A 21,153-nucleotide genomic window follows, 5' to 3' on the forward strand; every position below is an offset into this window, starting at 1 on the left:
TCTGGAAGATGAGGGAAGGTCAGCTTGAACTAGAGTCGTTGCGGCACTGTCGTATCGGCATCGGGTGTTGTAACGGGCACCATGGCGAATTCCTCCAAGGAGTATTTTTTGACCAGCGCTATCGGCTAAAGCGCGGACTCCTGACCGTTCCTTGTCCACTGTACCATAGCAGGGCGACATTTTGGCCGAGACAGGAAGGAGGTGTGAATACCCGTCCTCCTTCGAGCTTGAAAGCTGCTAGAGCCGCCCAACTTACACTGAACGTGCTCGGGCTGAAGAATCTTGGTGGCGATCTCACAATCCAGAGTAACATACCGCAAGGCTCTGGTTTAGGCTCATCCACCGCAGATGTCATCGCGACTATAAGGGCCATAGCAGACCTTGCCCGGCTGACACTGTCTCGCAGAACTATATCGAGGATTTCGGTCGCGGCCGAAATCGCCAGCGACTCATTGGCTTTCCACGATCAGCCAGTACTGTACGGGCACCGTTCAGGCGAACTGATCGACACATTTGGCGGCGACTATCCGGCAATGACGATCATCGGGTTCAAAACTGGCGATCCTCCGGTCATCACCGAGAACCTGGTCCCCGCGCGATATTCTTCTCGCGAAATCGAAGAATTCTCGGTACTTCGCGCACTAGCCGCCAAGGCGGTACATTCCTGCGATCTTTCGGTCCTCGGTCAGGTCAGTCACGCCAGTGCAAGGATGAACCAGCGTCATCTAGCTATCTCTCGGTTCGTGGAAATCGAGAGACTAGCGCAGATCTCAGGCGCTATCGGTATCCAAATCGCCCATAGCGGTAACATTGCTGGGCTAATGCTGCCGCCCTGCGATCGACGGACCATTGATGCCACAATCGAACTTCTTTGGCAGGAGCGCTTCATGGATGTCGTGCGGTTCGCAACACCCTCGATTGCGGAGGTGTCCTTTGACTGAATTATCGCGCCACCGACTCGAAGATTTCGAAATACCTCGCATTGCCCAACTGAGGCCCAACCTCTGGGGCGTCTGCTTCGGCCTGATGAAACTGCTACCGGCGAGGTTCATGCTTGATCGCGCGGAGGATCGCGGGCTACTGAAGCCGGGGGGCCAGATCGTTGAAACAACATCCGGGACATTTGGCATGGCGCTGGCGATGATCTCTGCTGCGCGAGGCTATCGCTTGTCTCTGGTTTCGGCTGACAGCCTGATCGACAAGACATTTGAACATCGGCTGAAGTTGCTCGGCGCTACACTGGTTGTTACCCACGATCCCGTGGGGAGTGGCAACCAACAGTCCCGCCTAGAGATTGTCGAAAGGATTCTGGCGAAAGATCCTTGCGCCTTCTGGCCGAACCAATATGCGAACCCCGACAACCCGATGTCATACGCGGCTGTCGCCAGTTTGATTGTTCAGAAAATCGGACACGTCGATCGTTTGGTGGCCAGCGTTGGTTCAGGAGGGTCTTTGAGCGGCACCGCGCAGTTTCTGACAATAGCATTTCCCGACCTGGAGATTGTAGCCGTTGATACGCATGGCAGCGTGCTTTTCGGCCAACCATTGGCACCGCGACGTTTACGTGGGATGGGGAACAGCATCATACCGGCAAATCTCCGTCATGAATTGGTCGATCATGTCTATTGGGTCGGGGTGGAGCCCGCGCGCGACGCTATGCTCGCGCTTTACCGAAGCCACGGAATTTTTGCTGGTCCAACCAGCGGTGCTGCCTTTCTCGTTGCCGACTGGATAGCAAGAAACAGTCCCGATCTGAAAACGGTATTTCTCGCCGCGGACGAGGGCCACCGATACACATCGACCGCCTATGCGGTCGATCCTCACTCGAGCAACCGACCTTCGGTCGAAGCGATCTCCCCCGGGCCAACGGCTGTGGAGTTCGGAACAGTCGGCGCGGAAGCTGACTGGACTGTCTTCAAATGGGCGCGGCGCTCCTTGGCAGAGCTTACGCCCAGCACTTAGGCTGGCGTTTTGGAATCGAGTAGTCTTCCGGAAAGGATGGGCCAGATCAGTGTCACAACAGCTGCGGCCATAAACGCCGCGTTGATGGGGCTTCGCACGAATGCACTGTAGTCGCCGGTACTGATGATCAGGCTTTGTTGCAAATTTTGCTCCAGTAGGGATCCGAGGAGGAATGCGAGTAGCAGAGGGGCAAGCTCATAGCCGGCCTTCTGCAAAACATGCGCTGCGAATCCGCTCGCGATCATGACGCCGACATCAAACAGACTATTGTTGATGCTGAAGGCACCTATGGTACAAAAAACGAGAATCAAAGGTGTAAGAACAGCTTCGGGCACTTTGAGCAAAAGCACGAAGAAGCGAACCAAGGGTACGTTGAGAACGACAAGCATTGCATTCCCGACAAGCATGCTGGCGACAACACCCCAAAAAAGATCCGGGTGCAGATTTAATAGTTCGGGACCCGGTGTCACGCCCTGCATCAGCAAAGCACCCATGATCACTCCGATAACTGCGTTTGCTGGTATTCCCAGGCATAAGAGTGGAATAAAGCTTGCCTGTGCTGCGGAATTGTTGGCACTTTCTGGTCCGGCAACGCCCTCGATTGCGCCGTTCCCGAAGCGTTCAGGCGTCGATGACAGCTTCTTTTCCATCACGTAGCTGGCAAAACTCGATATGAGAGCGCCACCGCCCGGCAACAGGCCAAGCAGGAATCCGAGGACAGATCCGCGCGCAATTGGTCCGGCAGATGCTTTCCATTCATGGCGATCAGGCAAGAGATCACGCAGGCGATAGCTAGGAAGATTACCGGACTGGCCGGCAAACTTCTTTTCCGCCGACGCGAGCACTTCACTCACCCCGAACAGCCCCATAGCGAGGATGGCGATATCGATCCCGTCTCGCATGTCCGGGCTTCCGAACGTGAACCGCTCCTCTCCAGAGACAATATCAACGCCGAAGGTGGAAAGGAGCAAGCCGAGCCCGACCATTGTCCAAGCCTTTGCTCGCGAGCCATTACCGACCGACGCTGCGAGCGTCAGTCCGAAGAGGACAAGGCCGGTGCGTTCGATGGGACCGAAGCTGAGTGCTTTTTCGGCGAAAGACGGCCCGACGATTGCGATACCAAGCGTGGCGGCAATTCCCGCTATGAAGCTTGCAAAAGCGGACATGCCAAGCGCTGCGCCCGCACGACCTTTCAAAGTCATCGCATATCCGTCGAGCGACGTGACCGCACTCGCCGCCTCTCCGGGAACCTTGATCAGGATGGAAGTGATCGATCCACCATACATTGCTCCATAATAGATGGCCGCAAGAAGAATGATTGCAGCCGTTTGATCGAGCGAGATCGAAATGGGCAAGAGCAGGCTGACCGTTGCGGTAGGACCTAAGCCGGGCAGAACACCGACGGCGGTACCGACGATGACGCCGATCAGCGCGATGCCGAGATTGGTCGGTTCGACCGCAATAGAAAAACCATGCATAAGATTGAGTACAGCGTCCATGACTAGCTCCAAATACCTTGGGGGAGTGGAACGGAGAGCAAGCTATGAAATACGCTCCAACTCGTGATGGCTGCAGCGGCGGCGATTGTGGCTGAGCGCCTCCATCCGACCCGTTCGATCCGGCCGAGTACCAGCGTGATAAAGAGGAAAATTGCAGGGCCGGCGCCAAGGAAATGAACTCCGACCACAAACCCGATGATCGCACCGCAATATTGAAGGAAACGAACCCAGTCGGTCGGTTCCGTGCTCTCCTGGGAGCTTGGTCGTGCGACCAGTTCGCAAAGCACACCGACAAGTATGATAAAGGACGCGACCAGAGGGAAAAAGCCGGGGCCGGGTGCTCCAAATGACCAGAGGCCGAGACGAACAGACGCAAAAGCAGTGGTAAGTGCGCCGACTAGCAAGAAGGTAGGTGTGAAACGCTTTAGGGTCATTGAGCGAACCCCAGCAATTCGATCTGTTTTCCGATCGCAGCAAAGTCCGATTTGACTGTAGCAGTGAGCGTCGCACTATCCTGGAAAAACGTCTGCCCCCCAAGCGTCGTCAGGAATTTCTGGTAGAGTTCGGTACCGACCATGTCCCGGATGGCTTGCTCCCAGAAACTGATGACCGGTTTAGGAAGGCTCGACGGTCCGAACAGTCCGTAAGAGCTAGCAATCGACAAGGGATATCCGAGTTGCTTGAAAGTCGGGATGTCTGGATGCCCTTTGATCGGTTCCGGGCCGCTCTCTGCGAGCAATCGCACCTTCCCTGCATTTAAGTGCGGCGCGAAATCTGCCGCAACCACCATATCAATATGGCCGCCCAACAATGCCGTAATTGCGTCGGTGCCGCCGGAGAACGGGACGAAGGCGCCGGTAACGCCTTCCTGACGGAAAGCCGCCTCCGTTGCGATATGAGCCATGCCTCGAGGAGCAGCTGTCGCCCAGCGCAGCTTTCCCCGCCTAGCTTTCGCAAAGGCTAGGAGCTCCTCCCAAGACTGATGCGGACTGTTTGCATGGACAAATGCGGGGATCGCCGTGTTTGCGAAGGACGCGATGTAGGTGAAATCCGCGAGTGGATCGTAAGGAAGTTTCTGAATTTGTGGAGCCACAAGAAGAGGGCTCACTGAATAAAGTGATAAGATCGTTCCATCGGCCGTGGCACGTCTGACCTGGTCGGTTGCGATCGTGCCACCCGCGCCGGGTCGAAACTCGACGCCGACCGGATAGCTTCTATCCTGTTTTGCGAATTCCGCGGCAACCCGAGCCGCAAGATCGCCGGCACCACCCGCCGAAAAACCGACAAGGATCGTGGCGCTGGCAGTCGGCCGCGCGTTCGCCTGCGCGAATGCGATGGACGGAAAGGTTGCCATGCTTCCAGAGGCAATAAGAAACTGTCGTCTATTCATCATAGATCCCCTTTTTGTTTATTTTGATTTCATGCCCGTTCGGTTCAGCCGAACGCAGTGTCTTCCAGCGCGTCCCAGGCTGATTTGGGAGACGGAAACGGTATCCTGCGTTTCGCTACAGCACCGAACTCGAGGTCCTTGAGTCCTGAGGACGTCGTGATCGCAACGATAGTGTCGTTCTTGGAAAACTGTCCGCGGTCGGAGAGTTTTTCGATTGCCGCAAAGGCCGCTACCGAAGAGAGTTCTGCAAAAACACCCTCGCTTGTAGCAAGCTGTGATTGCATCGCGGTGAGTTCGTCATTGGTAACAGGGCAGGCGACACCGCCAGATTCCCTGATCGCGTTCAGAGCCTGAAAGCTGCTTTGCGTTGCGCCGATCGACACAGCCGCTGTCTCGAAATTTCGTGGCATCGAGACCAACTTGTCACCACCATCGATCATGGTTTGCGCAAGCGAACCATAAGCTTCTGCCGCGATCAGGCGCGGCAGCGTGTCAATGATATGAAGGGCCTGGAGATCCTTGAATCCTTGCCAGACCCCGGCAAGTGCATCGCCGTAGCATACGGGCAGGACACACCACTCAGGTACCCTTCCACCCAACTGCTCGGTGATTTCGAAGGCGAGCGTCTTGTAGCCCTCGATCCCGATCGGATGGCTGCCGACGACCGGCGCGCGGAACGGCGATGCAATCAGCCATCCTTTGTCTTTTGAGCCTTGCGCCAGGAACCGCCATCGATCGTGTTTGTCCTTAAAAGGTACGATGGTTGCACCAAATGCTTCGATTTGCGCGGCCATGGCGCGTGGACCGCCCGCCGTGGTCGCGACAACGCAACTCATACCCGCTTTGCTGGCGTAGGCCGCGAGAGACGCCCCAGCATTTCCGGAACTTGCTGTTGCTATTGTGCTATATCCACGCTGGCGCGCGTAGGACACGAAAACTGCAGAAAATCTGTCTTTGTGGGAACCAGTCGGGTTGCGGCTTTCGTCCTTTAGCAAAAGTCCCGGCACTTTGAGTAAGGTACCAAGCCTTTTGGTAGGAGTGAGGGGCGTCAGCCCTTCTCCAAGCGTCTCCCGAAACGACGTATCAATTGGCAGCATAGCGTTGTATCGCCAAATCGAGGGTACTTGGCCTGCATGCCATGCGTCAGGTTTCCAGCGTATCGCATAATGCGCGCGGAAATTAGAAGGCGCAGTCGTGGAGCAGTGTAGGCATCCTTCCGACGTAATCGGAAAGGTAGCCGAGACAACCTCGTGGCATCGTAGACAGGCTAGTGCGAGATCAGGACCGATCATGACTGGATCACCCGCAGCGGCCCTGCATTCGTCAGCCGCTCCACACCGTCAGCCTTGATGACGAACATGTCCTCCACTTGCAATCCGAACTCGCCGATCCGGTAGTAAGGTGTCTCTATGCAAACGACCATTCCCTCCTCCAGTACGTCGTTGCTGGAAGGGGAAAGAATCGGGCCATCATAGCCGTCAAGGCCGATACCGTGCCCGACATGGTTACGCTCATAGTCGATGATCCCGCATCGGCGAACCTCACCACAAACCGCGGAGAACAGCTCGCTGGCTGCAACACCAGGTCGAGCCAACTCCGCGCCGCGATCAACTCCAGCACGAAGTGCCTCATAGAGGCCTTCGATCGGCCCAGGGTTAACCCCAAAGACGGCAATTCGGGCTATATCCGCGCGGTAATACTTGTATCGCCCACCGGCGTCGAAACGGATGACGTCGCCTCGACGGAGTGGACGATCCGAAGGTTGTACGTTCATGAGAGCGCTGCGTTCGCCGAAACCGATACAGCCGAGAACAGGAACGGCATCTGCCTGAACGGTCACCGTGTGAAAAATGCGGGCCATTTCAAGCTCCGTCATGCCGACTTGCGCCAGGTCTAGCGCCGTACCGATCGCCTCTTCGGCAATTTCGCCGACACGACGCAATCGAGTGATCTCTTCACGCGTCTTCACGCTGCGGACTTTACGGAGAGCGCTCCCCGCATCCACAAACTGCGCATCCGGGACAGCGTTTTTCAGTTTTTCCAGGTAACCCGGCTGAAGCCCTTCGACATCGATACCGATCCGAGAACGGTCGAGAGAAAGCTCTTTGAGTTCCACCGCCAGCGCATCGATCGGATGCGAGTGACATGGTCCGTCTTGCATGGATAGAAGCTTGCGACTGGTCTCATCAAGCTGATGATCTTTTCCGGCCCGCACGGAAAATTCGCCGTAATGACGCACACGGGTTGCCGAGACCGGTTGGTCGGCGACAAGATCAAGTGTCCCGCTGCTGGTGATGATGCTTGAGCTACCGCGGTTATGTCGCGATCGTATGGCGTATGCTTGAGGGCCAGGTCGGATCCATTGTGGAAGCGCCCAGAAATTTGACAGATAGGTTACATTTTCTGCCGCTGTACCGATCACGACGTCGAAGCCGCGCCGATCCATCTCCATGAAAAGCCGATCTTCATTAAGCAACATCACTATTATCCCTGTTTCTGCTTATACCATCATAAGGACCCAGAACCCTGTTAGCGGCTTGCGCGACCTGCACACCCAGCTCCGCCACCGAAAGACGGGGCTGGAGAGCGCGCGGAAAGGCGAAGCTGAGCGCCGCTACGATCGCGCCCGTATGATCGCGGATAGGAGCCCCAATGGAAAATACGCCTGCAATATTCTCGTTGAGGGCCGTTGCGTATCCAACCTGGCGCGCACGTCTGAGCTGGTCGATCAGCTTGTACGGGTCCGTAACTGTGCGCGGCGTCTTCTGAATGAATGGCTCAGCCTTGGCGAGCTCGTGAATTTCCTCGTCAGAGGCATCCATCAGGAGAGCTTTTCCCAATGCGGTTGAATGGAGAAGCATTTTCTCACCAGGCGTTGCACGGATCACCAGGGAACCGCTGCTCTGAAGCGCATCGAGATAAATTGCCTTCGTTCCTCGCCGAGACCCAAGGAAGGCATTCAAGTCGAAGTCATCGGCAAGACGTTTGAGCTGAAATCTCGCGAGCGCGATGAGCTCGTCTTGATCCAGTTGCTTGCGGGCGAGGTTCAAGATCTCGCGGCCAGATCGATACCGGCGTGTCTCGGCTACCTGCTCAACAAACCCTTGATCGCCTAGCGTATTGAGTATGCGCTGGACGCTGGACGGGCTTTGATCGCAACGTCGAGCGATCTCGCGGACGCCGAGTGCCTCCTCCGCCATTGTTATAACCTTTAGGACCGCGAGACCGCGCTCTAGCGACAAGTTTCCCTGCATCTTCCGTGTTCCGTATATGCGCACAGTGTGCCGATAACGGAATTAAGGCAGCTGGTAACGCTCGGTGTCAAGCGAAAATGTCGGGTATAACGTGTCGTGCTATAGTATACATTTTTGCAGCATCGCCGGATGGAGACCAGCATAACCATCGGCAAAAACGTCAGACGCTTCAGGAAAGCCCGCAAGATCACGCAGGAAGAGCTATCCTTCCGTAGCGGTTTCACGCGAGCATATCTGAGCGAATTGGAAAACGGCAGGTCAAACCCGACGATTTCTTCACTGGAACGCTTGGCCGAGGAACTCAGTGTGACGCTATGCGATCTGATCACTCCGCCAATATGACTGAGATCGTATCAGACTATTCCGCGAAGGTGAGAAACCGCTCAGGATCGCAATCCAGTGCGATCGCCAATGCCTCGATAGTGTCGACCGTAGGTGAACTTTCCTCACGTTCAAGCTTGCCAACGTAGTTACGGTCCAAGCCGGCAAGCTGGGCTAGTTCATATTGCGAAAGCCGCGAACGATGTCGCGCAAGTCGCAGATTTCGGGCGAACACGCTTCTCAATCTCATCACCCCTATGTTCCAGAGGAAGTGATAGCCCTCCACCTACTATAATGGTCAATATGACAGCGAGTTATTTTCTCTCGACCGAATGCGCACTAGCGTGGCGACGTTTCAGTACGGAGCGATTTAATGGATCAGTGTTCGCATGGGTCATTCGAAATGTTCGCTGAGGCGATATCCCAGGCTAAAGAGCCTGGACTTGTGGCTCGCACCCTTCGCATATTCGGCCGTCGCTTTGGGTTTCAGGCCGTCACCATTTCAGAGTCCCTACCACTCGCCTGCGACCACCCGCCACATGAGGTTTTGGCGGAGTATTGGCCGAATGATTGGCCGGTGGAGATTGCCAGGGGTTTGCTCGCGCCGTATCAAAAATACCGATGGATAGATTACTTGCCCGGTTCTCTGACACTTCGGACAACTTCAGCCCAAAGAGACGCCCAACTTTCGCAAGAGGATTCCCTCAGGGCGAATAAGATCACTTTTGACGACTTGATGTTTGTTCCTGTGCCGCAGCCGGACGGACGGTTGGGCATGGTTACATATATTGGCAGGCGCGAAGATCTGGACGCAACCTTCACATCACTTTTGGAGGCGGGTGCGACCATCGCATACCGGCGATGCCGCGCTTTATACGGTTGCCCGAAAGATCATGTCCTCACCCGTCAACAGCGCACGATTTGCAGTTGGTTAGCGCTAGGAAAGACATCGGCTGAGATCGGTGAAATCTTAGGCATAAGGGAGGCTACGGTGGACCAACATGTCCGGCAATCCAAAAGGCGCCTTGGTACCCCAAACAGGACTTCGACAGTGATTGAGGCTATTCGGCGCGGTCAACTGTTATCTGTCTCGTACGCACCCGAGTAGGCAGTTTGTCAGTTGGACAATCGCGTCCACCCAGCTTCGCTGGCGCGCCATCTCCGTATAGGCCACGATAGACCAATTATTTCAATTACTTATAAAAAATCAGATAAGATATATTATGGAACTCCTCCCCGAATTCCAGAACGCTAGGCATGAAGACCAGGATAGGAATCGCTGCTATCGCAAGAAAGTCACACATACCTGCGTCCCGCCCGGATGCTGTCTGCCGGAGATGTACCTTACAGTCTGGCTCACCCGGCTCCCGCTATTATTAACGTATTCTACTGATCTTTTATCGCTTGACCGCGACGAATTTCACTTCTGCAAACAGGCCAGGATGGGCAAGCTCCGAGACTCCGACTCGCGACCACTTCGGCTATCCGCATGGCATGCTCACCACCCGAGGCGACGTGATGACGGAAACTCCTCCGTCCTTCACAGTACCGCCTCCGGAAGCCGCCTTGGCATTCGTGCCGCAAGGATATGCTCGAGATCCTTGAGAGCAGCGGCGGCAGTCGCGAGGGGCTCCTTGCCACTGCCGATCCCAATGGTTTGGCCCATCGCATCCGTGGTGATGCGGATCGCCTTGTCGTTGCCGCGCACATTCGCGAGCGGGTCGGTCAACGGGTAGGTTCTGACACCGACGCTGGCGCGGACGGCGCGTTCCGTACGGATGAGATGGCCGATGAGCTTGGGAACGAGACCCTGCTGGCGCCACGCCTCGATACGTTCGGGAGTGACCGAGTGAATGCCTTCAACGCTCAGATCAGCCATGACCAGGTCGGCACCGAGGCCGAAATTGGCAAGGATCAGCAGCTTGCAGGCGGTATCCCAGCCTTCCGTGTCATTGCGCGGATCGGCCTCGGCGAAACCGCCCTGCTGCGCCTCCCGCAACGCTGTCTCGAAACCAAGCCCTTTCGTGGTCATGGCGTCGAGGAGATAATTGGTCGTGGCGTTCAAAACGCCCTCGACTTCGAGCACCTCACAGCCTTTCAGACTGTGATCGACGAGATCTATAGTCGGCAGTGCAGCGGCAGCGGCACCGCTCAGTTTCAGCATGGCACCTGAGCCCTGCGCCAGACCGCGGAGCCGCCTTCCGCTATGGACGAGAGCGCCTTTCGATATGACGATCGTGTCGCGGCCGGCCGCCAAAGCCGAAGCGATATAGGCTAGCCCCGGACCGCCATTGCGGAAATCGCTCGGTCCCGCTTCGATGAGGATGTCGGCACCGCTCGCTTCGATGAACGCAGGTCCCGACAGACCGTCTACAAGCGCATTCAGTTGTTCCACCTCAAGGCCTTCAGCTTTTGCAAGGCCGGATTTCGATCGGCAGACCGCCACCAGCCTGACATCCGCCTCATAGGCGGCGCGATAATGCTCGCGCCGCGACAGAAGCAGGCTTGCCGTTGCCCGACCCACGCCGCCGAAACCTGCGATCGCAATTCCATAGGTTCTCATCGATCCTCGCTTCGCTTCAACAGGGCCGTTGGCCGTTTCCGGCTGGCCAGACATCATCCTTTGATTTTGAAGCCTAGGCTCCTGTCGGGGTCAACGGCCATCCAGGATACTCAATTGGCAGGCGACTAACGCGATCGAGCGCGTCCAGGTCGTCGGCATCAAGCGAAATCTCCGTGGCACGGATATTCTCACGCAGTTGCTTGACACGTTTGGCACCGATGATGACGGTTGACACGACAGGCTGCTTCGACAGCCAGGCAATTGCGATCTGCGCCGACTGCTCACCATGTTCTGTGCGACAGTCTTCAGGACATCGATGAGCGGCTCGCCACGGACGCGGTCGATCGGCGGGAAGTCGAGTTCTGTCTGGCGTCCGTTATGGCCGCTCGACCCATCGGAATATTTGCCGGTCAGATACCCGCCTGCGAGTGGGCTCCAGACCATCAATCCCACCTGTTCGGAATTCAGAAGCGGGACGATCTCGCGCTCCAGATCGCGGCCGACAAGCGTGTAATAAGCCTGTAGCGACGTCACGGGCGCAAGCTGTCGCGCCCGGGCTGTTCCGATCGCCTTCATGATCTGCCACGCTGCCCAGTTCGACAGTCCAATATAGCGCACGTCGCCCGCGCGCGAGAGCGTGTCGAGTGCTTCCAGCGTTTCCTCAATAGGCGTCGAGGGATCGTAAGCGTGGATCTGATAGAGATCGATATAATCGACGCCGAGGCGCTTCAGGCTTGCGCGGACCTCGGCGAGAATATGTCCCCGGGACGCACCGCGACGGTTCGGACCATTGCCCATCGCGGAGGCGACCTTCGTGGCGATGACGACATCATCTCGGGCGACGCCCAGATTGGATAGCGACTGGCCGAGGATTTCCTCGCTTCGCCCGTTGGCATAGACATTCGCCGTGTCGAACAGGTTGATGCCCGCTTCCAGTGCCGCCTTGACGAGGACGTCTGCCACCAATTGCCCCAGTTTTCCGACCTGGCCCTATATGCCGTCCGTGCCACCGAATGTCATGGCGCCGAAGCTCAATTCCGACACGAATAGTCCGCTGCCGCCCAGTTTGCGCATGCGCATGATATTTCCCCTTGAAACGATCGAATATGCGTTTTGTGAGCAGGCCCCGGCCGCGCAAAACGAATGGTCGGGACCGGTCAAAGCCCGTGGCTCAGGCCAGGTTTTTCTGACGCTCGCCGGTCTGGGCCGCGCGCTCGACCGCAGCGACAAGGCGGGAGTTGTGAAGCGCATGCGCAAAACCCGGCGTCCGATGGGTGCCGCCGGCGAGATCGCGCCCGAGCGAGGCATAAACCTCGCCGACATTGATCGAAGCCCCCGCCCAAAAATCGGCTGCGGCCGGTCCAACGCCCGAGGCGACGGGCGTGTCAGGTGCGTGAAATCCACGCTGGCCGTGAGCGTCAGGTCGCCCACCTCATTCAAATCACGCGCCCCATTGAGTAGCGGACCAATGTCGCGGAATTCCTGATTTTGGGACATTGGTCCGCGACTGATAAGTAAAGCTTTGGAAGTCCTTGGATCCTTCAAACGCTCAAACTCGTTCCGACATTTCGATCCAGTTCTGGACGCTATGCCGTTCGTTCATTCTCGCGTACCACGCGAGTAGATGGTTGCAGTCGGCTGGCATCTTGAGATTAACGAGAGCGGCAAAGATGAGACCGCCTATGACGGTTATATCGGCCATTGAGAACGTTTCGCCAGCGATGAACGATCGGTCTTTCAGAACGTCGTTGAAGTAGCACATGCCTCTCATCGCCTTGTCACGTTGGTAAAACCCCCATTCAGGGTTCTGATACAGTTCAACCTGAGGTCCAAGCCCAGGCGTGCCGTGATGGAAATATGTGCTGATGGCGTCAAGCAGCTCGATTTCCGCACGCTTGCTCATCATATGTATGACGCCCTTTTCAACCGGCGTTTCGCCGGTGAGGAAGGGCACGCCATCCAACGCGTCAAGATACTGCGTAATTGCCGTGCATTCGGCAATCAAAGTGCCATCATCAAGCTCCAGAACCGGCAACGTGCCGGAGTAATTCTTGCTGAGGAAAGCATTCGTTTTGTGTTCACCCTTCCAGAGATCGACAGACACGAAGTCAACGCCAGACTGAAGTTGTTTTTCCGCCAACGCGATACGGACGCGCGCAGGATAGGGCCCTTTGTGCCAATCATAAATTTTCATTGCCGTCTCTTGCCTACCTAACACTTGTTAGTCTCCATGAGTTGTTAGCACTTTTATTTTTCATCATCAACAGCTATCTAACGTTAGTTAGTTAAGTTCGAGAGATGACTGCAATGGCGAATCTGAGCTCAAGAGAAGCGATCTTGCGTGCAGCGAAGGAGGCCGTGCAGGCGCACGGATATAACGGGTTAAACCTGCGTGATCTGGCGCAGGCCGTCGGCATCAAGGCTGCAAGTGTCTACCATCACTTCCCAAGCAAGGCCGACATCGCCAGCGCTGTGGCCAAGCGTTACTGGGAGGATTCATCAGCATATTTGGACAAACTCCATGCTGAAATCCCGGATGCCACTGAGTGCCTTCGGCGATATCCTGAAACCTTCCGATGGGCTTTGGAGAATGGGAACAGGATGTGCCTGATAAGCTTCATGGGCACCGAGTACGATGATCTGCCCGATCAGGCCAAGCAGGAGGTGGGCAATTTCGCCGAAATCAATATTGTTTGGCTGAGCAAGATGCTTTCTATCGCGAGCAGCATCTCCATCGCTGATTGTGAACCCCGTGCACGGGCGATCTATTCGGCCATCGCGGGCGCACAGCTGATCGCAAGAAGCCGGTCGGATATATTGCTGTTTGATGAATTGGTGAAAAGTTATCTCACCGCTGGATTATTTACCTTACAAAACGCAAATAAGGCGAACACCTAGGCGAGCCTCTGCATGATGCCTTCGGAATCGTTCGGATCGAGCGTCTCGCCGGCCATTTCCTGCCAGATAGTCTGACCTCTCCTTCGCGCTTCCGCCACATGAGAGACGCATCAACGGCCGCTGTTTAGAAGCCGTCGTCACTGTCACTTTCACTGTCTACCGGGCTCATGGTATGTCGCGAACTGATCTACCGCGATATCGAAACTCTTAGGATGCTCGGCGCGCCGATCGATTCGCAGGCAGGCATCGGCTATGTCCTGCAGCCCGGTTTTCTGATGCCACCGCTCATGTTGACGGGAGAGGAGATCGACGCGCTGACGCTCGGCGTCAACTGGGTTCGACAGCGTGGCGATCCGGCGCTTGCGGAGGCGGCGGCAATGGCGCTGTCGAAGATCACCACAGTGCTGCCGACAGCATCGGCACCGACCGACGGCCTGCCATTCCTCGTGCCCGTCGCCGAGGCCGACAGTGCTCCAGACACACCGATGGTTGCCGAGCTCCGCGAGGTTGTTCGCGGCCGGCGCAAAATCGGGGTGATCTATGAGGACTTGAGCGGCGTCATCAGCGAACGCGTCCTGTGGCCCGTCGCGCTCGTTTACCTCGACGGGGTTCGCGTTCTTGCGGCCTGGTGCGAGAAGCGGCAGGCATTCCGACATTTCCCGTCGACCGGCTGCGAACGGTGGTGCAGACGCAGGAACGTTATCCGGAAAGACGCAGCACACTTGTCAGGAAATGGCGGGAGCAGGACTGGCCGGCAGCACTTCGCTCCTGACAGAAACTGTCGTCGATTACCGACTTGCGCCCGAACATCCCTTCCCCGCCGCAACCGAAGACTGCCTCGCGGCGGCATTGTGGGTGATCGAGAATGCACAATCCCGCTGGTCAACCGACAGGCTGACGATCGGGGGAGAATCGGCCGGGGCGCATCTCGCGGCAACCACGCTGATAGGCTTGCGCGACATGGGCAAAGGACATGTCTTCCAGGCGGCCAATCTGGCTTACGGTTGCTACGACCTGTCTTGTACGCCAAGCGTCCTTGCCGCGACGGAGAGCCTGATCATCAACCGTGCGGCCATCGAGAACTTTGCCTCGAATTTCGGCGGCGGCGTCGATCTGCGTGATCCGTCGATTTCACCGCTCTACGCGGACCTCTCCGACTTGCCGCCGGCATTGTTCTCCGTCGGCACACGCGATCCGCTATTGGACGACAGCATGTTCATGTTCATGCGTTGGCAGGCGGCCGGCAATCAGGGCCAACTCGCGATTTATCCTGGGGGCCTGCATGGTTTCGATGCCTTGGGCGGAGTGATTGCCGAAGCCGCACGTTTGGGCGCTGGCAGGTTTCTCAGCCTCAGTGGATTAGCGCCGACCACCTAGAAGCCAGTTACTCCCCCGCGCCGGAGCCCATGTACACGTCCGAACGCAAAACCTCCATGAAGCGCCAGGCGTTGCCAATCTCCTCAAATCCGAACTGTCGATACAAGCTATGCGCGTCAGAGGTCAGAAGGAGAAGTCGTCTCAGGCCTTGCAAATCAGGGTTTTCAATAACATGTCGCATCATCAGCTTCGACACACCTTTGCCGCGATGCTCTTTGAGGACGAATACGTCCGCCAAGAGAGCGAAAGTCGATTTATCGGTGACAACACGCGCAAAACCGACTTGCTGCCCCTTTAGGTAGGCTCCGAAGCAGAGAGAATTATCAATCGCTTTTTCAACTGTTACCAACGGCACACCGAGGGACCAATAGCTCTCCTCTGCCAGAACTCTATGGATCAGCCCTACGTCGAGCCGGTCCTTGTCGGTCGAGATCTCATATGTGGCAGGGTCTAGCGCTGCGTTAGTCATATCGTTGTACCTTTACCATTATGAAATTCTGATAAGCGTAACTTCATGCTGGTATTCGGGCAATATACCGGAATATCTTGGTGCCGTAGTATCTTGAGAGGCCATCAAATCGTCAGCATACTCCGGTCTACTGGGTTGTCTTGGCCCCCCCATTCCCTTGTCTCCATGCACAAAGTTGATCGATGAAGATTTCGTCTCGGACAGGCCCCGATGCCGCACGACTCAAGGGCTACATCGCCATCGTGCTGGTACTGTTCGTATGGGCAAGTTTCTCGCTTTCGATTCGTGCCCTGCATACAACCGGCTTCTCAACTGCTGACGCCGCTTTCATTCGATTTGCCGTCCCGCTTATCATTCTTCTGCCATATCTGCCCTCGCGGGTAAGGAAGATAGTAAGGCTACCAGCCGCAACGGCGATCATGATTGTAACAGGAGCGGGCCTCCCATTCATATTTCTTGTTGCCGCCGGTGGTGCCCTGACGTCCGCCGCGCTCGTCGGCGCGCTGGTTGCGGGAACGGTTCCGTTGACAGCAACCGTACTTCACGCGTTGGTGGAGCGACGAATGCCAAGCAAGTATCGTATCGCCGCTGTGGCCATGATAATTCTGGGAGTAGTAATCCTGGTCGCGCCATTTGTGGCTTCCGGCGATAACAACGTCCTCCGAGGCGTAGCCCTTCTCTTGTCAGGGAGCACCCTCTGGGCGATCTACACGCTGACTTTGCGGGATATAGAGTTGGATGCGATCGGCGTTGCGCTGGCTCTGTGCATCCCGAGTGTCGTACTCTTGGCCATATTGATGCTGTCTGGAATAGTCCCAAGCAGTCCGGCCAAGCTCCTGTCGGCTGATGCCTTGCCGTTTATTCTGGCGCAGGGCTTCGGCGTCGGCCTTGTGTCGAACTTAGCCTACTCAGCCGCAATCGCCAATCTGGGCGCGTCGCGGACGGTCACCATTAGCTCGCTCGCTCCTGCGTTAACGGCAATTGTGGCCGTCCCTCTTTTCGATGAACAGCTGACGTTGCCGACCATGCTTGGCGTTGCAGCCATAACTTTGGGAGTTTTAGTATCCAGCCGGGTCTCTCGCAAATAGCTTCCCGTTTCGGCCGACGCAGCGATGTCGCAAATATCCCGCAGAGCGTCCAAAAACTCTCGTGTATAGGATCTCAGCCGCTTGAGATCGGCTGGAACGGATAAATTGGGGAATTGCCAGTGTCGGCCGCCGTTATAGCACCACGCAGTCGCTTCCGGCGTTTAATATCGCTTTTTGCTCGCAGAATTGGCCAAATGGGACCTTCATCCCCGAGAAGCGGCGATTAGGCCGGATACGCCAACAAGGGTGATGGCTCGTCTGATATTATAGGCGAGCGCGGTCAAACTGAACTCGCCTCGCACACTTTCTAGCCGGCGCATCAGGAACGCGCCCTGATACATCCACTGCTTCACTGTGCCGAATGGATGCTCGACGCTTTCGCGGCGCTGGTCGAGAACTTCAGGTCGGGCCGCGAGCCGTGCTGCCATGCGATCGAGAACCGCCTCGTTTTCCAATCGCGAGACACGACGATAGAGATTGTTCGTGCAGCGTGGTTTGAGGGCGCAGCTTGGCAGGCATCCCTGTTACAATAGTCGAACTTCACGTTCTCGCGTGACTTGTTCTTGTAACGCGGCGATAGAATCTGCTCACCTGGGCAGATAAAGACATCGTTATCTGGATCGTAACGAAAAGCCTCCTTGGTGAAGAAGCCCTCACGTGCGGCCGGTCCCCGGATCGGCTTGGGAACATAGGCGCTGATGCCAGCCTTCTGGCAAGCTTCGATGTCCTCGATCTTGAAGTAGCCGCGGTCAGCGACCGCCTCGATTTTGTCAACGCCGAGCGTTTCCATGGCGGCTTCGACCGTTGTCGCCAACAGGCCCATGTCGAGGACCTGGTTGCAGACTTCTTGCTCGGCGATAAGCTTGTGCTTCACATCCACGGCAATCTGGATGTTATAGCCGACGCCGACCTTCGTCATGCGCGCCATCGCGCGGGCATCGGGATCGGTCAGCGAGATCTGATCCTCGCCGGTTTTGTCCAGTTCATCGAGTAGGGCCTTGTGGCGATCGCGTTTGCCTTTGATTGCAGCGATCTTCTCGGCAAGTTTGCCATCGCCGCGACCAGCGCCGCCGCTGGTGACCTGCTCTTCGTCGGCATCCGCTTGGTCGAGCCGCTTCATGTAGTCGGCAAGCTTTTCATCGGCCTCCTGGATGAACTTGGTCAGCGCCCCGCGGGTGAAGTTGCGGTCCTTGTTGTTGACTGCCTTGATCCGCGTGCCGTCGACAGCCAGCAACTCACGACCGAAGAGGTCGAGCTGGCGGCACAGGATGACAAATTCTCTGAACACCTGCCGAAATGCAGACCGGTTGATCTTGCGGAACGCGGCTATCGTGCGAAAGTCCGGCTTCAGATGCCGAAGCAGCCAGATGACCTCGATGTTGCGGTAGCATTCTGCCTCCAGCCGCCGGCTCGACCTGACACGGTTAAGGTAGCCGTATGTGTACAACTTAAGGAGATCGCCAGGGTCAAAGCCTGGTCGCCCAGTCTCTTTCGCCGCTACCCGTACGAAGCCGAGAGCATTGAGATTGAGGCCGTCAACGAAGGCCTCGATGAAGCGGACCGGGTTGTCAGGCCCGACATAATCGTCAACCACTTCAGGCAGAAGCAGCAATTGCGAGCGATCTGTTCCAGAGAGATGAGCCATGGCTGAATCTATCACGGTCCGCTACGGTGAGGAATCCTCTACGATGACCTTGGAGACGATTAGTGTTTGAAGACCAGTCATTTAGCATCGCTGTTGATCAGATCGAATGCCGTGTTAATGGGAATTTCCAGCTTCCAGAAATAGTGGAGGAAGCAAGGAAGGCAAAGTGGGAGGCACTCCTCTTAAAGAAGCCCGATGCCTTCGATGGCACCTTGCTCCGTATGTCGGAGCATCGGATCGAAGACGGCCGCCTATTGTTTGCTGCGAATAGCACATCCTATTCCGCGTTTGTGGCCACACGCCATCCCGGATTCGCTGATGAACATCCGAATATGGCACGAGCTGACCCGCTCGGAATGACGGCGGTCATTCTGACCGTAGACGATGCTGTCATCGTCACCAAGCGAAGCCTTGCGGCAGATCAAAACCCTGGCAGCCTTTATTTTATCGGAGGCTATGCTGAACCTGGTATAGACGCTGAGACTGTGGATCTTTTCCAAGAAGTTGCTCGTGAGATCGCAGAGGAAATAGCAGTCTCCGACCTTATCCGCTCTGCGTCGTTTGCAATTGGTTTGGCTTACGATCCGGTGTTCTGCCACCCAGAACTGTTCGTTCTTACTGTTAGTCGATCAACAGCGGCCGGCGTTCTGGAAAACGCACAGAACGCGCCAGATAAAAACGAAGCAGCTAAGCTCTTCGCGTGCCAATTGAAGGACGTCCTCGACGAGGGCGGCCCACTAGCAAATGCACCTAAAACATGGAGCTTCGTAAAGGCCAGAGATTTTCTCCGACAACATTTTCTAGCTAGGGCTGCCACTTAGAGTTTTTGGACGGTCTGCCCGATTAGAGCGAGACTTGTTTTTCTGACTTGTGCGACAGCGCAATCGCTTCTTTTGCGACTGCTGCAGATGACCTGAACCGAAGTTCACGCCAATTCGAAACTCTCAGTTGTGACGAAATGAGTCTGGTTGCGACCCGACCGCTTAGCATCATAAAGCGCTTGGTCGGCCACATTCAGCGCGGTGGCGGCGGCCAACTTCTTTCCGAACACAAAGACTCCACCGAGGCTTGCCGTAACTGGAATCGACTTGCCGGAGGCCTCGAAATTAAAGCAAAGGCTTTGCCGCAAACGCTCCGCATCCTTTTTGCCTTCCTCCCGCGAAGACGTTTGAATGATGACGGCGAACTCCTCTCCTCCAGTCCGTGCCGCGAAGTCGCCCTTTCGAATCGATGACTTGAGTTGACGCCCTATCATCTTCAGTACGTCGTCTCCGATTTGATGCCCGTATTTATCGTTGATCGCCTTGAAATGATCGATGTCGATCGCGAGAAAAGCTCTTCCTCTCTCACAGTGCATATCGGGTGCGGAAAGGAAGGCATGCAGAGCTCGCCGATTAGGAAGTTCTGTCAGAAAATCTTGACCAGCGGCCTTGTCCAACTCGCTTTCCCGAATCGCGCGCCGCTTTTCTGCTTCCATAAGTCTTCCGAAGACGAAGATAGAGATTGTCGCGAAGAGCCCCCGAACGAAGGCAGCGTAAGGGGAGTACGGATAGATCGTGACGAATCCTAAAGCAATTGGGAAGCCCGCGACAAGCGAGAGCATAATCCAGCTTCCAACACCTCTTTTATTGGCACTCCGGGTCGCTAGCCCCCAGTACCATGCCAGGAGGGCTGACAGCGCGGTGCACGTTACACCGATTGCCGTCCCCTGCCCACCGATCGCAAGGCGTGCAAGTATCGCCAGGCTCGTCGCGATTAACGCTGCAAATCCGCCACCGAACGCTGATATCAGCGAAACGAACAAATAACGCGCGTCCGCACGATACCCCTGTACTATGAGAATAGGATCAAGCATCGAGACGATCGCGCCAACCCCGAAAGCAATCCCGCCGATAATTTGACGTTGCCATCCAACCTTAATTGTGCGGAGTGACCACGCGAAGGTTAACATGCAAAGTGCGACTATCCCGAGTGCATTCAGATTTGAGATTATGATTCCCATTGGCGCTCAATCATAACTGAAACTGTCGCAGATTTACCAACCATACGCTCCCAGTTAGTAAACGCTGAAGCGTTTGCCATATCCGGGCCTACGTTTGTCGAATGACAAAACTCTCGAACATCGCCTCAATCATGCAAGTGGTGATCCAAATCAAAATAAGTCCTAAGGACAGCGCTATTCTGGAGCTCGAGACTAAACCATCTGGAGTAATATCACGACAGTTAGCACGGTTGCGGATCTGGACGCGCTTGTTGCGCGGGTTGAAGCTGCGCGGAAGGCTTTTGCGAGTTTAAGCCAGGAGCACGTGGACGAGATTTTCCATAAGGCGGCACTTGCCCCCGCCAATAGCCGCATCCCCCTCCCCAAGATGGCGGTCTAGGAAACAGGCATGGGTGCGGAGTAAGATAAGATGTGAAGAACCACTTTGGGCGAGAAGACCTGCGGCGTCTTTTCCGAGGAGCCTGAACAGGGTACGGCGACGATTGCCTTGAAGACGCGTAACGGGATCGTCTTCTTGGCCCACCCGCGCGTCAGGCGCTCGACCAGCGAGGCCGCAATCAAGGCCGGCGCGCCAGAGGATATCATCGGCTAGAGCACGTCCGCTTTACTCGGGGTCATATCCGCACGATTTGAAGTAGTTGGCGCATTCTTGTGGTTCGAACAGCGTGACCATGTGGCCGACGGT

At 56.2% G+C, this 21,153-nt stretch carries 23 protein-coding genes and 2 pseudogenes; 11 read left to right on the forward strand and 14 right to left on the reverse strand.

Annotated features, from left to right (window positions below):
- Positions 1-203: 203 nt before the first annotated feature.
- On the forward strand, positions 204-941 hold the full coding sequence (locus AC2GXZ_RS30000) for a GHMP family kinase ATP-binding protein (protein ID WP_483762922.1): 738 nt from the start codon (positions 204-206) through the stop codon (positions 939-941).
- Complete coding sequence (locus AC2GXZ_RS30005) at positions 934-1,962, forward strand: pyridoxal-phosphate dependent enzyme (protein WP_483762923.1); 1,029 nt, start codon at positions 934-936, stop codon at positions 1,960-1,962. Before AC2GXZ_RS30000 ends, AC2GXZ_RS30005 begins: the two co-directional genes overlap by 8 nt.
- Here the strand turns inward: AC2GXZ_RS30005 and AC2GXZ_RS30010 are convergent.
- From AC2GXZ_RS30010 to AC2GXZ_RS30035, 6 genes are all read right to left on the reverse strand, one after another.
- Positions 1,959-3,461, reverse strand: coding sequence for a tripartite tricarboxylate transporter permease (locus AC2GXZ_RS30010; protein ID WP_483762924.1), 1,503 nt, complete (start codon positions 3,459-3,461; stop codon positions 1,959-1,961). The genes AC2GXZ_RS30005 and AC2GXZ_RS30010 overlap by 4 nt on opposite strands.
- 2 nt (positions 3,462-3,463) lie before the next feature.
- Positions 3,464-3,895 carry a tripartite tricarboxylate transporter TctB family protein gene (locus AC2GXZ_RS30015; protein ID WP_483762925.1) on the reverse strand — a complete coding sequence of 144 codons (432 nt, stop codon included), beginning with the start codon at positions 3,893-3,895 and terminating at the stop codon, positions 3,464-3,466.
- On the reverse strand, positions 3,892-4,851 hold the full coding sequence (locus AC2GXZ_RS30020; RefSeq protein ID WP_483762926.1) for a Bug family tripartite tricarboxylate transporter substrate binding protein: 960 nt from the start codon (positions 4,849-4,851) through the stop codon (positions 3,892-3,894). The genes AC2GXZ_RS30015 and AC2GXZ_RS30020 overlap by 4 nt, the downstream gene beginning before the upstream one ends.
- 44 nt (positions 4,852-4,895) lie before the next feature.
- The gene (locus tag AC2GXZ_RS30025; RefSeq protein ID WP_483762927.1) at positions 4,896-5,948 is read right to left on the reverse strand and encodes a threonine synthase; all 1,053 of its coding nucleotides are present in this window, start codon (positions 5,946-5,948) and stop codon (positions 4,896-4,898) included.
- Positions 5,949-6,139: 191 nt separating this feature from the next.
- Positions 6,140-7,330 carry a M24 family metallopeptidase gene (locus AC2GXZ_RS30030; protein ID WP_483762928.1) on the reverse strand — a complete coding sequence of 397 codons (1,191 nt, stop codon included), beginning with the start codon at positions 7,328-7,330 and terminating at the stop codon, positions 6,140-6,142.
- Entirely contained in the window at positions 7,320-8,105 is a 786-nt protein-coding gene (locus AC2GXZ_RS30035; RefSeq protein WP_483762929.1) for an IclR family transcriptional regulator, read from the reverse strand. Before AC2GXZ_RS30035 ends, AC2GXZ_RS30030 begins: the two co-directional genes overlap by 11 nt.
- A 129-nt stretch (positions 8,106-8,234) precedes the next feature.
- Between AC2GXZ_RS30035 and AC2GXZ_RS30040 the strand changes: the two genes are divergently transcribed.
- Positions 8,235-8,447, forward strand: a complete 213-nt coding sequence (locus AC2GXZ_RS30040) for a helix-turn-helix domain-containing protein (RefSeq protein ID WP_483762930.1) — start codon at positions 8,235-8,237, stop codon at positions 8,445-8,447.
- 16 nt (positions 8,448-8,463) lie between these two features.
- Here AC2GXZ_RS30040 and AC2GXZ_RS30045 read toward each other — a convergent pair whose 3' ends face one another.
- Entirely contained in the window at positions 8,464-8,676 is a 213-nt protein-coding gene (locus tag AC2GXZ_RS30045) for a helix-turn-helix domain-containing protein (RefSeq protein WP_483762931.1), read from the reverse strand.
- Between the two features lie 525 nt (positions 8,677-9,201).
- On the opposite strand from AC2GXZ_RS30045, the gene AC2GXZ_RS30050 reads away from it, so the two are divergent.
- Positions 9,202-9,534, forward strand: a complete 333-nt coding sequence (locus AC2GXZ_RS30050) for a response regulator transcription factor (RefSeq protein ID WP_483762944.1) — start codon at positions 9,202-9,204, stop codon at positions 9,532-9,534.
- 432 nt (positions 9,535-9,966) lie between these two features.
- Here the strand turns inward: AC2GXZ_RS30050 and AC2GXZ_RS30055 are convergent, their stop codons facing one another.
- Complete coding sequence (locus tag AC2GXZ_RS30055) at positions 9,967-10,989, reverse strand: homoserine dehydrogenase (protein WP_483762932.1); 1,023 nt, start codon at positions 10,987-10,989, stop codon at positions 9,967-9,969.
- A gap of 73 nt (positions 10,990-11,062) precedes the next feature.
- Positions 11,063-12,069 (reverse strand): annotated as a pseudogene (locus tag AC2GXZ_RS30060) (aldo/keto reductase).
- Between AC2GXZ_RS30060 and AC2GXZ_RS30065 the strand changes: the two are divergent.
- Positions 12,008-12,475, forward strand: a complete 468-nt coding sequence (locus tag AC2GXZ_RS30065) for a hypothetical protein (protein ID WP_483762945.1) — start codon at positions 12,008-12,010, stop codon at positions 12,473-12,475. The pseudogene AC2GXZ_RS30060 and the gene AC2GXZ_RS30065 sit on opposite strands and share 62 nt — an antisense overlap.
- Positions 12,476-12,538: 63 nt before the next feature.
- Here the strand turns inward: AC2GXZ_RS30065 and AC2GXZ_RS30070 are convergent, their stop codons facing one another.
- A complete protein-coding gene (locus AC2GXZ_RS30070) occupies positions 12,539-13,183 on the reverse strand; it encodes a glutathione S-transferase (RefSeq protein WP_483762933.1) in 645 nt (214 codons plus the stop codon).
- A gap of 113 nt (positions 13,184-13,296) precedes the next feature.
- Here AC2GXZ_RS30070 and AC2GXZ_RS30075 point away from each other — a divergent pair, with 113 nt between their 5' ends.
- From AC2GXZ_RS30075 to AC2GXZ_RS30085, 3 genes and pseudogenes are all read left to right on the forward strand, one after another.
- A complete protein-coding gene (locus AC2GXZ_RS30075; RefSeq protein WP_483762934.1) occupies positions 13,297-13,887 on the forward strand; it encodes a TetR/AcrR family transcriptional regulator in 591 nt (196 codons plus the stop codon).
- A gap of 485 nt (positions 13,888-14,372) precedes the next feature.
- Positions 14,373-14,486 (forward strand): annotated as a pseudogene (locus AC2GXZ_RS30080) (transcriptional regulator); the annotation flags it as partial.
- 133 nt (positions 14,487-14,619) lie between these two features.
- Positions 14,620-15,264 (forward strand): alpha/beta hydrolase fold domain-containing protein, encoded by a 645-nt coding sequence (locus AC2GXZ_RS30085; protein ID WP_483762935.1) that lies wholly within the window; start codon positions 14,620-14,622, stop codon positions 15,262-15,264.
- Positions 15,265-15,271: 7 nt separating this feature from the next.
- Here the strand turns inward: AC2GXZ_RS30085 and AC2GXZ_RS30090 are convergent, their stop codons facing one another.
- Positions 15,272-15,733 (reverse strand): GNAT family N-acetyltransferase, encoded by a 462-nt coding sequence (locus tag AC2GXZ_RS30090; RefSeq protein ID WP_483762936.1) that lies wholly within the window; start codon positions 15,731-15,733, stop codon positions 15,272-15,274.
- A 182-nt stretch (positions 15,734-15,915) separates the two neighbouring features.
- On the opposite strand from AC2GXZ_RS30090, the gene AC2GXZ_RS30095 reads away from it, so the two are divergent.
- Positions 15,916-16,821 (forward strand): DMT family transporter, encoded by a 906-nt coding sequence (locus tag AC2GXZ_RS30095; protein WP_483762937.1) that lies wholly within the window; start codon positions 15,916-15,918, stop codon positions 16,819-16,821.
- A gap of 203 nt (positions 16,822-17,024) precedes the next feature.
- On the opposite strand, the gene AC2GXZ_RS30100 is transcribed toward AC2GXZ_RS30095, so the two are convergent.
- Both AC2GXZ_RS30100 and AC2GXZ_RS30105 read right to left on the reverse strand, forming a co-directional pair.
- Positions 17,025-17,276 (reverse strand): transposase, encoded by a 252-nt coding sequence (locus AC2GXZ_RS30100; protein ID WP_483762938.1) that lies wholly within the window; start codon positions 17,274-17,276, stop codon positions 17,025-17,027.
- Complete coding sequence (locus tag AC2GXZ_RS30105) at positions 17,171-18,466, reverse strand: IS1182 family transposase (RefSeq protein ID WP_483762939.1); 1,296 nt, start codon at positions 18,464-18,466, stop codon at positions 17,171-17,173. The genes AC2GXZ_RS30100 and AC2GXZ_RS30105 overlap by 106 nt, the downstream gene beginning before the upstream one ends.
- A gap of 62 nt (positions 18,467-18,528) precedes the next feature.
- Here AC2GXZ_RS30105 and AC2GXZ_RS30110 point away from each other — a divergent pair, with 62 nt between their 5' ends.
- Complete coding sequence (locus tag AC2GXZ_RS30110; RefSeq protein ID WP_483762940.1) at positions 18,529-19,287, forward strand: NUDIX hydrolase; 759 nt, start codon at positions 18,529-18,531, stop codon at positions 19,285-19,287.
- A gap of 104 nt (positions 19,288-19,391) precedes the next feature.
- On the opposite strand, the gene AC2GXZ_RS30115 is transcribed toward AC2GXZ_RS30110, so the two are convergent.
- Positions 19,392-20,417 carry a GGDEF domain-containing protein gene (locus AC2GXZ_RS30115; RefSeq protein WP_483762941.1) on the reverse strand — a complete coding sequence of 342 codons (1,026 nt, stop codon included), beginning with the start codon at positions 20,415-20,417 and terminating at the stop codon, positions 19,392-19,394.
- Positions 20,418-20,892: 475 nt separating this feature from the next.
- Between AC2GXZ_RS30115 and AC2GXZ_RS30120 the strand changes: the two genes are divergently transcribed.
- Entirely contained in the window at positions 20,893-21,060 is a 168-nt protein-coding gene (locus AC2GXZ_RS30120; protein WP_483762942.1) for a hypothetical protein, read from the forward strand.
- Positions 21,061-21,153 lie beyond the last annotated feature (93 nt).

This window comes from Aliirhizobium sp. YIM B11859 (genome assembly GCF_057163345.1).

What these genes read in the sequence shown, in the direction of transcription:
- AC2GXZ_RS30085 (WP_483762935.1), top strand. Translation starts at nt 14,620, where the DNA reads ATGGCGGGAGCAGGACTGGCCGGCAGCACTTCGCTCCTGACAGAAACT.
- AC2GXZ_RS30020 (WP_483762926.1), bottom strand. Translation starts at nt 4,851, where the DNA reads ATGAATAGACGACAGTTTCTTATTGCCTCTGGAAGCATGGCAACCTTT.
- AC2GXZ_RS30105 (WP_483762939.1), bottom strand. Translation starts at nt 18,466, where the DNA reads ATGGCTCATCTCTCTGGAACAGATCGCTCGCAATTGCTGCTTCTGCCT.
- AC2GXZ_RS30065 (WP_483762945.1), top strand. Translation starts at nt 12,008, where the DNA reads ATGGCGCCGAAGCTCAATTCCGACACGAATAGTCCGCTGCCGCCCAGT.
- AC2GXZ_RS30050 (WP_483762944.1), top strand. Translation starts at nt 9,202, where the DNA reads ATGGTTACATATATTGGCAGGCGCGAAGATCTGGACGCAACCTTCACA.
- AC2GXZ_RS30045 (WP_483762931.1), bottom strand. Translation starts at nt 8,676, where the DNA reads ATGAGATTGAGAAGCGTGTTCGCCCGAAATCTGCGACTTGCGCGACAT.
- AC2GXZ_RS30055 (WP_483762932.1), bottom strand. Translation starts at nt 10,989, where the DNA reads ATGAGAACCTATGGAATTGCGATCGCAGGTTTCGGCGGCGTGGGTCGG.
- AC2GXZ_RS30025 (WP_483762927.1), bottom strand. Translation starts at nt 5,948, where the DNA reads ATGCTGCCAATTGATACGTCGTTTCGGGAGACGCTTGGAGAAGGGCTG.
- AC2GXZ_RS30030 (WP_483762928.1), bottom strand. Translation starts at nt 7,330, where the DNA reads ATGTTGCTTAATGAAGATCGGCTTTTCATGGAGATGGATCGGCGCGGC.
- AC2GXZ_RS30040 (WP_483762930.1), top strand. Translation starts at nt 8,235, where the DNA reads ATGGAGACCAGCATAACCATCGGCAAAAACGTCAGACGCTTCAGGAAA.
- AC2GXZ_RS30090 (WP_483762936.1), bottom strand. Translation starts at nt 15,733, where the DNA reads ATGACTAACGCAGCGCTAGACCCTGCCACATATGAGATCTCGACCGAC.
- AC2GXZ_RS30070 (WP_483762933.1), bottom strand. Translation starts at nt 13,183, where the DNA reads ATGAAAATTTATGATTGGCACAAAGGGCCCTATCCTGCGCGCGTCCGT.
- AC2GXZ_RS30075 (WP_483762934.1), top strand. Translation starts at nt 13,297, where the DNA reads ATGGCGAATCTGAGCTCAAGAGAAGCGATCTTGCGTGCAGCGAAGGAG.
- AC2GXZ_RS30095 (WP_483762937.1), top strand. Translation starts at nt 15,916, where the DNA reads ATGAAGATTTCGTCTCGGACAGGCCCCGATGCCGCACGACTCAAGGGC.
- AC2GXZ_RS30035 (WP_483762929.1), bottom strand. Translation starts at nt 8,105, where the DNA reads ATGCAGGGAAACTTGTCGCTAGAGCGCGGTCTCGCGGTCCTAAAGGTT.
- AC2GXZ_RS30015 (WP_483762925.1), bottom strand. Translation starts at nt 3,895, where the DNA reads ATGACCCTAAAGCGTTTCACACCTACCTTCTTGCTAGTCGGCGCACTT.
- AC2GXZ_RS30115 (WP_483762941.1), bottom strand. Translation starts at nt 20,417, where the DNA reads ATGTTAACCTTCGCGTGGTCACTCCGCACAATTAAGGTTGGATGGCAA.
- AC2GXZ_RS30010 (WP_483762924.1), bottom strand. Translation starts at nt 3,461, where the DNA reads ATGGACGCTGTACTCAATCTTATGCATGGTTTTTCTATTGCGGTCGAA.